The sequence below is a fragment of the Flavobacterium sp. genome (genome assembly GCF_043722275.1).
In the GTDB taxonomy this organism is placed as follows: Bacteria; Bacteroidota; Bacteroidia; order Flavobacteriales; family Flavobacteriaceae; genus Flavobacterium.
Window position 1 is genome coordinate 1 of sequence record NZ_JAYSPC010000161.1, and the last position, 10,260, is coordinate 10,260.

Sequence of the window (10,260 nt, forward strand, 5' to 3'; positions counted from 1 at the left end):
TGTTCTGTAATTACCGGCATACTAATTCTGTTTGCCGCTTTTAATTCTGCCATAAAAGGCTCTCCTAATAAATCATCAGGATAGTAATATTTTGTTTCAATATGATCTCCTGAAGAATTTTCAGTAATTTGAGATGTTAACTGAGCACTAACAGGATTGTCATATTTAAAATTTTCTTCAATTTTTAAAATCTTTCCATTAAAATATTCTTCTGTTGTTTTTTTATCCATATAATACCACGCTGATATTATTTTATAGTTTGAATAAGTATATAAATTATAAAAGCTGGGACTAGACCTTAGAATGCTGACATCCACACTTCTTTTATGAAATTCATTTGGAAATGAAGGATTGAACAACGGAAAACCTGCTTCATAGCGTGACGTGTTTGAATCAGAAGGAGAAGTATCTAAAAACTTATAAGAAAACATAGTTTTTCTTATAGTATCATTTTTATTAAATTCATTAATTTGAGATAGCAGACCTCGTTTCCAGTTATAAGATATCTTAGAAAAATAACTCTGATCTCCATATCTTACATCATCATAAAAGGTAAAATATTTTTCAACTTTTATTTTATTTAATGGATCCTTTGTGTCAATTTGTTTTTCTGTCACTTTTTTATAGAAAATATGATATCCGTTAAAACCAAATAAATCTGATGGAATTCTGGAATGCTGAACAGCAAAGTTCTGCCAGCCGGTCTTATATACATTCTGATCGCCGTTTGTCATCTCAACAAAAAATCCATATTCATCAAAATAGCGAGGCATTTCATACAGTACAGCTGAAGATTTACCGTTATCATCATAATCAAAAGTACGTTTTGTTATTTCCTTATCTGCATCTTTTGTATTTATACTTTGAATTCGCAGACCCCCAACAACAGAGTTACCTACAACGTCTGTTTTCGCTGTTAAAAAATAAACTCCCGCAAATTTACCCTGATTCTCCTCTGTATCGTAAAAATCTATAACCATTTTGTATTTCTTACCACTTAATAGTGCAACTCCATCCAAAGGTTTAAAATTGTTCCCACTTAAATTGTCAATAAAGCGAACATTCATATTATTGCCATTCTCATCATAAAGAGTCGCTATTGCATAGTTAGAAGTTGTGGCGGGTCCTCGGCTGGCCAGATTAAAATTGAGATAAGGAATTGTAATAGAACTTGTGGGAGGCTCAATTATAGCGAATTTGCGAATCCATTCTCCAGTAAATATATCGTCATCATTAGCATAAGCTGCACTACCTTCCCAAGAATAGGAAGTGTAAGGAATATCATAGTTGCCAGAAGTATTCAACTCATAATTAAATTCTACTTCACCTTTTGTTGGTAGAATAATATTCTTTAATATATTGGTGCGGGTTGTCAATAAATTAGGTTCTTTTTTGCTTCCTAAATCATTATAAAGTGTATTCATAGTATATCTGCCACAAGTTTCACTATAATATCCCCAATGATCTAAGCATCCAGCATATCTGCTAACGGCGGCTTCATTATAATATGAAAAAACATAAGGGCTTTCTCCTCTTTTTTGAAAACTTTTTAATTTTAATCTATATTCTGAATTTTCATTAGTTTGTGTTCCTTCAAAAAGTCCAGGGTTATAAGTCCCTTCTGCAATCCCGAAGTAACCATATTCAAAATGATATCTTTCTATTTCATTTTTATATTTTATTGTAATATCATCCAACGTCCTGGGTGCTGTTCCCTGAGTTTTTCCTTTTATGTCCTTTCTGTAATTAGTGTACAAGAAATCAATTTCATAATCCTGATTTACTTTGATCTTTGTTAAAACTTTAGTCGTGTTTTCCGAGTAATATGTTGTGACCTTTTCAGCAGCTCCGTACAACCCATTGTAATATCTTGTATAATCTTTATCGTTAGTAAGATTATATTTTACAGTATCATAAATAAAATCTACTGTTTCATTATTAGGAGTTATAATCTGTGTTAAATAAAAAGCATAAGAATTACTATTAGAAATTCCGTTTAACTGTGGAACTGTAAGACATGCATTCTCCGTAGAATTCAAATTTTCGCTGTATGCATTGTAAATATATTTAACACCGTCTGTATCAACAATTTCAAAATTTCGATTTGTAGAATTATAAATAATTTTTTCCTTACCAAATGGTATCTGTTTTGTTTCATAATTATTACCAAAGAAAAATTTCCCTGCTTTATTTGGTGTTGAATAATAAAATAAGTCTGGTTTTGTATCTATGTCAGATGAATTTATATCATAAAACATAGTATAATCAGTCCCAGCACCCTGTATACTGTCCAACTGATTTCGTGTATAGGGACTTAAAGACCATGCTATATCCATTACAGGCTGTGGGAGCTTAAAATCTCTATCATTTGATAAGTTCCAATAAGGATGAGATGGGCTACGTTTATCGGTATCATTTTGTCCAACCACATTCTGCGTGATCTTTCCCCCTGCATTTAGTTCCCATCCAAACCCTGTATTACTTGCAACTTCTGAAGGTTTTAATCCAGAAGACTGATACATTAAGGTAATGGGTATTGTTACATTTTTTAATTTTATAGTATGTATGGGGATGGAATAATTAGTAACACCTGTTGAGTAATTAACCGGTACATCAACATATTTAATTAAGGAATTGGCCTCAGGCGTTGGTGGGAAATAGTTGTCTTTTCCATTTTGCCCCATTAAAAAGGTAAATTGTATGAGGAATATTATAAGTAATTTATTTTTCATCTTCTTAATTTATTTTACAGATTTTATCACTTTTACAGATTCCGTTTTTACATCAGTCCTGATGTTGATAATGTAGATACCTTCTGCATACCTGCTTAAGTTAACGGGCACGGTTCTGCTGTCAATATCAAACTCCTGCAAAATACGTCCTGCCATATCAACCAAAGTTGCTGTTCCTTCCTTAAAATGATACCCTATAATCACATTGGTATAAGTGGTTGCCGGATTAGGGATCGCCTCAATACTGGATTTGACCTTTTCTACTTTTGCCTTGTCCTTTAGTTTTACTACCCAAAAGTCATTACCGCCAATACTCCCGTTTTTATCTTTTGACGCGCTTGAGTTTGATGTTCCTGCCATCAAATAACCTCCATCACGGGTTTCAAATAACTTTCTAAGGATATCTTCTCCGCTGCTTCCTACGGTTTTGCTCCAGATTTGCTCGCCTTTGCTGTCTATTTTTAAGGCGATATAATCATTGATCCCTTCTTTTTCCTTATTGACCATGTTCATTGCTTTTGCAACAATTCCTTCTCTTGGTCGCTTGCTTTCACTTTGCGCATAGCCGCCTATTAAATAGCTTTCGTCTTTGTTTACGACTAAAGAAGTTAGGATATCTACTTTTCCAAAATCGTACGTTTTGCTCCATAAAACGCCTCCCTCCTTATCCAGTTTTAAAACCCAGTAATCTGTTCCGTTGCCTACAATACCACCCATAGGAGTAAGAGCATTTTTACTGTTAGAATTTCCCCCTACAATATAGCCTTCCTCAGCCGTTTGATGAATTACATATGGCTGGTCATCGCCTTCGGCGCCATACGTATTTTGCCACTCGATGGCACCGGTATTATTTATTTTAATGATCCAGTAGTCTCCAAAACCCTTATTGGCTTCTGTTTTATCACCTGAAATTGGCGAGTTGGAGTATCCTGCTAAAATATAGCCGTTATCTGTAGTCTGTTCCATGCTTCGAAGCACATCAGCATATTGACCTCCGTATGTTTTTTGCCATTCAATATTTCCTTGTTTGTCTAATTTGACAATCCAGTAATCCATACTTCCCCGGCTCTTTTCTGATTTATTGAATAAGTCAGCCTTAGTTGTAGCTAATTTTTCGTTTGGTTTTACAATAGAAATAACAGGCGGACTGGAACTTGAAGATCCTCCTAACATATAACCTCCATCCTTGGTCTGGAAAGCGCATAATAATTCATCATGTCCCTCACCGCCAATAGTTCGTTGCCATTGTTCTGCTCCCGTAGCATCCAGTTTTATGACCCAAAAATCAGTAATGCCTTTGCAATCTTCATTTTTTTGAAAACTGTTTGATGAGCTTGATGTTCCTGCAAGGATAAAGCCTCCATCCCTGGTGTTTTTAATGCTTTGAAGCAAATCAAAACCGCTTCCGCCAAAGCTTTTTTGCCAGTCAAGATCTCCTTTTTCATTCATTTTCCAGATCCAGTAATCCAAATCTCCATGATTGTCATCGGTTTTATTTCCGGTTTTACTCGACAAGGAACTTCCTGCCAGAATAAAACCATAATCGGCTGTTGGCTGGGCGTCAAAAAGATAATCTGCATGGGTTCCTCCATATGATTTTTCCCAAAGAATATCTTGGGAATGGCTAAATAAAGGAAGAAGAAGCGTTAATATGTAAAGTTTTTTCATAAGCAGGTTTAGTTTTTGGCAATTTAATTACGCGCAAATCTAAACTACTCATACATTATAATTGTACGGTTTTCCACATTGTTTCTGTAGTTTCAGCTGTTTTATTTATGGTTACAAAAAACATTAGCCATAAACCACTTAAAAAGAACAAGTTAGACAACACAACAAATAATTTAAAAATATATAAAACACAGAAAAACAAGGGTTTATACGTGATATTTTATGCAGAGTTAAATCGAAAATGATTCAACCAATACTAACAATTTTCTCAACTTTATAACGAGTGTTTAATTTCAAAAATTGACCTTCACTTTAATAATTTATACGAGTCATTTTTTGCAAATCATTTATAAAATGGTTCGAGAATTGTCCCGTTAGGGCTACTAAGACAAAAAGCTTCAGAGAAATCTGGAGCTTTTTTTTGTTTTTACTAGTATGTCTTGTCCTGAAAAATATTTATATTTTATTTTTTCAACACTACATTATTTCTGTAGAACATAAATCACACTAAATGAAAACAATGAATCTGATGGTTGTACAATGTCCATTTTAGATATTTCCCATCCTTCCGCTAAGTGCTTGTTCAATTCAGATGGCTCAAACTCAAGAGTGTGCTTTCCATTTCTTAACTCTTCTTTCAATTCTGAATTTACATTTACTATTAATACTTTTTTCATCTTCTTATTTTATGTTGCTTTAAATATTTCTCTACTTATCATTGATAACTTTTATTAATTTGATGCATTTTCGTTTAAAAATCAAATACTAATTATCGTTATCGTCATCACTATCCTCATTATTAATCAACTCATTCAATTTAAGATTTTCTATATCAATTTCTTTGGTATATATAATATTAATCCTCTTAAGGATCATAAATAAAATAAGAAAAATATCAATTGTATATTTATAAAGAAAAAAGCCTAGAACAGACTGAATAAAAAAATTAAAGTCTCTATTGGTAAACACACATATAAGATCATTTAAAGATTTGCTAGTAACAATTAAAATCGTCGATAGAAATAAGGCAATAAGAGCCTTGACAGAAATGTAAACTGAAAAAGACACATTGTACAAGGTTTCCTTAAGTAATTCTAATCTAATTTTTTTTTGTTTAGATGTTATTTTTAAATTTTCTGATGAAATACTTGAAATAAGAAGTACCAAAATATTTAAATAAAGTCCTATAAAAATTGACAAACAAATGCCGAAAATATTTTTCACTTCACTATCTGGAATTTTAAGTAAAACTAAACTAACAGACACTAATATTGGGATTAAAATAAATTCTCTTTTATAATGCGAATTGCTTTTTCCATTTATTAAAGAAGTTTCATGACCTATTATAATATTTTTTATATTTAGTTTTGAATACATTATAAAATATTTAAGTCAAAGCTTTTCAGTAATTTCTTCGCTTCTTTATTTATTTCTTTAAATTCAGAAAAACCCTTATCATTATCAGGAACGTCGATAATATAATAGGGTCTAATTTTAAAAGTATCATCTAAATCAATGGTTCTGGTATTACCATCCTTCGTTGCAACTACTTTAACATTAGCATTATCATCAAACCCAATGTTTTCAAAATCAATACCTTCAAAGAAACCATTGTTGTTTTCTAAATTACTTAGAATTTTCTTTTTTGTACTATTAGGAATAATTGAATTTTCTAAAGGTATAATGCGTAATTCAACTTTATATTTTGAACCATCAATATAAGTTCCTAAATATTGTTCTGCTCTATCGCTTGAAACAATTTTTTGACTTAAGGTAATGCTGTTATATTTACCAAATTCTAGATATTCTTTAATAATTTCAGATTCAACAAAATTGTTGATTTTAGATTTTAATCCTGATAGATTTTCATGTATAAATTTTTTAAAAAGTTTGTCAAAAACACTTTTTGCCGAATGCTTTCCCTCTCTTTCTAAAACAATAAATCCATATTTCAAACCTAGAGGAACAATTACCATAAAATAATAAGGACGTTCAACTGATTGACCTTTTTTTTTGGTATATAGAATAGTTTTATCTTCATTACTTTCTACAACATCTTGTTCTTTACCATCATCATCTCCAATCATAATTTTACCAGCTATATAGCGTAAAGAATCATTAGTCTTAAAAATAGTTCTTTTTTGGCCTTCAACTTCTTTTTTCTCAATTTTTGCAGTTTTTCCATCCATTTGTAAAGGAGGAAAAGTGTCAACAAAATCAGCAAACTTACTTTTTAGTTTAACATATAAATCATTGCCAAAAACATCTTCTAAAATTAAATTTTCGTCTGGTTTCCTATTAGGGTGAGCTATAAAAGTATATACTTCTAACTTTCGATTTTCCATATTTGTTTTATCTAATTTCTATTATATTTAAAAAATGGCATTTGTTTGAAAAGAGTTTGGTTAAAATTTCACAATATGAATAAACCTTTGAAAATATTATAAATATTACATCATTTTAAAATTGCAAATAATTTGATTTAATAATCTTCTATTAAATGTTTCAATTACTGTTAAAAATTTAATAGAGAAAACGAATTATAATTTATTGTAACAAATATTATTAATTATTATCTTATTATTTTACGGAAAACCATAATCTTAATTTATTATCTACAAGTCTACTAATAAATTAAAGATTAAAGGCAGGTATTTATACTTGTTTTGAGAATTCTATAGATTTGAGAATTATTTCCTGTTCTATGAAGTGTTCTTCTTTACGCTGCGCAAATGTCTCTGACATTGCGTCATTTTAACAAATATAATTGAAAACCAAAACTCATAAAATCTCTGACTTTAAAACCAAGCTTCAGAGAAATCTGGAGCTTTTTTTGTTTATGTTTATTTTGAAAAGTATAAATTATTCTTTAATGGATTCATTTTTTGTATACCTGATCAGGATTTCAGGTGCGAAGTAGGAGACATTTGCGCTGTTTTTATAAAGTGAGGTATTGAAATAAATAAGTCATAAAAGTTATTTTAACCGAAATCTCTTTTATTTTTGCCAAATGTTAGAAATTCTTTACCAGGACGAATATATTATAGCAATTAATAAACCAAGCGGATTGTTGGTTCACAAATCATTTTATGCGCGCGATGCAAAAGTGTATGCTATTCAGGAATTGAGAAATCAAATAGGGCAACACGTTTATCCTGTTCATCGGCTAGACCGCAAAACATCTGGTGTGTTGTTGTTTGCATTGAATAAAGACATTTTGAAAATTATGAATGATCGTTTTGCCACACGCGAAGTCGAAAAAAAATATTTAGCAATTTTACGTGGCTGGTCACCCGAAGAACTAACAATAGATTATGATTTAACCAATGATGATGACATTACACAAAATGCAATAACATACTTTCATCGTTTGCAAAATGCCGAAGTTGAGTTAGAATTTAACAATAAACCTACGTCACGATATTGTTTGGTAGAAGCAATTCCTGAAACTGGACGTATGCATCAATTACGAAAACATTTCAAACATATTTTTCATCCCATTTTAGGAAGTCGTCCACATGGTTGTAACAAACAAAATAAACTATGGCTGGAAAATTATGAGCTGAAAGGAATGATGCTTCATGCCCATCAGTTAATTTTTAATCATCCAATAAAAAATGAACAATTAATCCTGAATGCAAAGATTAATGAAGAGTTTAGCAGGGTTGGTAATATTCTTAATCTTGATTTGAGTAAGTATCAATAGAATAATAATCCTCAAAAAGCTGGTTAAATATTTTAATGCTTCCTGACAACAAACAAAGCTTCAGAGAAATCTGGAGCTTTGTTCGTAATTTAAATATTCTTTTAAACAATCTTTTTGAACATCGTAGCTTAAGCACTAAAAAGAAAGACATAGATCAAGGAAGTCGAAACATATTTAATTTCATAATGAGTTTAAAAAAATATTCTATTTTAGCCATTAAGGAGTAAAATATTTTTTAAAAACCTTCAGAACAAAATGATTGAAGAATACGACATAGCAATATTTGGAGGTGGAATTTCGGGATTTTCAGCTGCATTAAGATTACAGAAAAAAGGATTTAATACAATCGTTTTTGAAGCCCATGGACAATTAGGAGGCTGCGCCGGGTTTTTTTCGAAAAAAGGTTTTTCATTTGATGTTGGTGCAACTACATGGTAGACTTTGTAGACGGCGGTGTTGGGGGAAATTTTTTTAATGATATTAATTTAAAAATCCCTAAAGGAGAATATCTGGATTATATCGCCTGGTTGCCGGATAGGCAAGTTACTTTATTTCGAGATTATGAAAAATGGAAAAATGAGCGCTTGGAAAAATTAGGTTCTACTGAAAACCACATTAAATTTTGGAAACTTATGGACAAAGTAACAGAAGTATTTTGGAAAGCAAGCAGACAAAATACTAAGTTGCCAATACGTAATTTAAAAGATTTGTTAACAGCAGTAAAGACAGTTGGAATACCAAATTTATATCTGTTGCGATATCTTAATTATACAATGCTGGATGTTCTGAAAATATTTAAACTAGAAAATGAAAAACCACTTATTGGATTGTTATCGATGCTAATTGAAGATACAGTTCATAGTAGTATTGAAGAAGCCCCATTTATTAATTCAGCTTTAGGAACCACTATTAGAGGTGCGGGTTTAATGCGGGCAACTGGAGGAATGAAAAATTTCTGGAATTATTTATCCACTTATTACCTTGAAATTGGAGGAACAATAAAAAAGGGAAACAAAATCACAAGCTTTGAAAAATTTAATGAAAGCTGGGTTATCACGTCAAAAAAAGGAGTTTTTACGGCTAAAAAAATCATTAGTTCACTACCAATCGACCTGACATATCAAATTAGTCCAGATTCAATAAAAATGAAATTGCAACGATATTTGACTAAATATGAAAAATATCAAGGAAGTGCAATTGTTGTTTTTTTGGGTGTACCGGAATTAGAAGTTTCTAATCAAAGATTAACTCATCATCAGATATTACTCGATTATGACGCTAAATTAGGAAATGGAAATAATATGTTTATCTCAATCTCGGCAAAAGATGATCTAATTTCTGCCCCATTAGGTTTTAGATCTGTAATGCTTTCAACACATTGTGAAGTTTCTGAATGGCAAAACTTATCTGAGAAAGAATATAAAACAAAAAAGCAAAATATCGGACAATACTTAATTGAATGTGCCAGAAAAGTTTATCCAGACCTGGCAAAAGATCCAATTATTTATGAAATAGGTACACCTTTGACATATCAAAAATTTACAAGCAGGATAAATGGTAGTGTTGGAGGATTTAAGCAAACTTTGAAAAATTCTAACTTTAACGCTATTCCACAAGATATCGGAATGACAGATTTTTGGCTTGCAGTTGACAATACCTGGCCTGGGCTAGGCACAGTAGCAGGAATAATTTCAGGTAGAATTGCAAGCGAATATGCAGAAAAGTAAACCTATATCAAAAACCTTTATGGTAAAAACCGCTTTTATCTTAATAGCTTTTCATAAACGCAGTATCAAATTGAAAGAATATTATTATAAACACAAATAGGTTTCAATATATTTTCAATAATAAAAAAATGAAAAAATATTCTTTACCTCTTTTTTATATTCAAAACAATCAATTATAAATCAAAGAAATGCATTGTAATTAATCCAATTATTAAGGATAGATTATTTGTAAACATGATATTTTTAGCAATATCTAAGGAAAAGTTCTTTGTAATTATTTTGTGTGTTTGAAAATTATTTGCATTTTTGCACCCGCATTAGAAAAACAGGCCCGTTCGTCTATCGGTTAGGACGCATGGTTTTCATCCATGTAAGAGCGGTTCGATTCCGCTACGGGCTACTAGAATAAGCTTCAGAGAAATCTGGA

Annotated in this window: 8 protein-coding genes and 1 tRNA gene; 4 read left to right on the plus strand and 5 right to left on the minus strand. The window is 31.1% G+C overall.

The window, feature by feature from the left end:
* The 5 genes from ACHZDT_RS20180 to ACHZDT_RS20200 all read right to left on the minus strand — a co-directional run.
* On the minus strand, positions 1–2,732 hold a 2,732-nt coding region (locus ACHZDT_RS20180; RefSeq protein ID WP_394776500.1), incomplete at its 3' end, for a hypothetical protein.
* Positions 2,733–2,741: 9 nt separating this feature from the next.
* Entirely contained in the window at positions 2,742–4,400 is a 1,659-nt protein-coding gene (locus ACHZDT_RS20185) for a T9SS type A sorting domain-containing protein (RefSeq protein ID WP_394776501.1), read from the minus strand.
* A 482-nt stretch (positions 4,401–4,882) separates the two neighbouring features.
* Positions 4,883–5,077, minus strand: coding sequence for a hypothetical protein (locus tag ACHZDT_RS20190; protein ID WP_394776502.1), 195 nt, complete (start codon positions 5,075–5,077; stop codon positions 4,883–4,885).
* A gap of 88 nt (positions 5,078–5,165) precedes the next feature.
* Positions 5,166–5,777: a hypothetical protein gene (locus ACHZDT_RS20195; protein ID WP_394776503.1), complete on the minus strand. Its 612-nt coding sequence runs from the start codon at positions 5,775–5,777 to the stop codon at positions 5,166–5,168.
* A complete protein-coding gene (locus tag ACHZDT_RS20200) occupies positions 5,777–6,745 on the minus strand; it encodes a hypothetical protein (RefSeq protein ID WP_394776504.1) in 969 nt (322 codons plus the stop codon). Before ACHZDT_RS20200 ends, ACHZDT_RS20195 begins: the two co-directional genes overlap by 1 nt.
* Positions 6,746–7,410: 665 nt before the next feature.
* Between ACHZDT_RS20200 and ACHZDT_RS20205 the strand changes: the two genes are divergently transcribed.
* The 4 genes from ACHZDT_RS20205 to ACHZDT_RS20220 all read left to right on the plus strand — a co-directional run bounded on the left by ACHZDT_RS20205 (position 7,411) and on the right by ACHZDT_RS20220 (position 10,233).
* On the plus strand, positions 7,411–8,106 hold the full coding sequence (locus ACHZDT_RS20205) for a pseudouridine synthase (RefSeq protein WP_394776505.1): 696 nt from the start codon (positions 7,411–7,413) through the stop codon (positions 8,104–8,106).
* A gap of 255 nt (positions 8,107–8,361) precedes the next feature.
* Complete coding sequence (locus ACHZDT_RS20210) at positions 8,362–8,544, plus strand: FAD-dependent oxidoreductase (protein ID WP_394776506.1); 183 nt, start codon at positions 8,362–8,364, stop codon at positions 8,542–8,544.
* Entirely contained in the window at positions 8,538–9,833 is a 1,296-nt protein-coding gene (locus ACHZDT_RS20215; RefSeq protein ID WP_394776507.1) for a phytoene desaturase family protein, read from the plus strand. The genes ACHZDT_RS20210 and ACHZDT_RS20215 overlap by 7 nt, the downstream gene beginning before the upstream one ends.
* A gap of 328 nt (positions 9,834–10,161) precedes the next feature.
* Positions 10,162–10,233 (plus strand) — tRNA-Glu (locus tag ACHZDT_RS20220).
* The last annotated feature ends 27 nt before the right edge of the window (positions 10,234–10,260 follow it).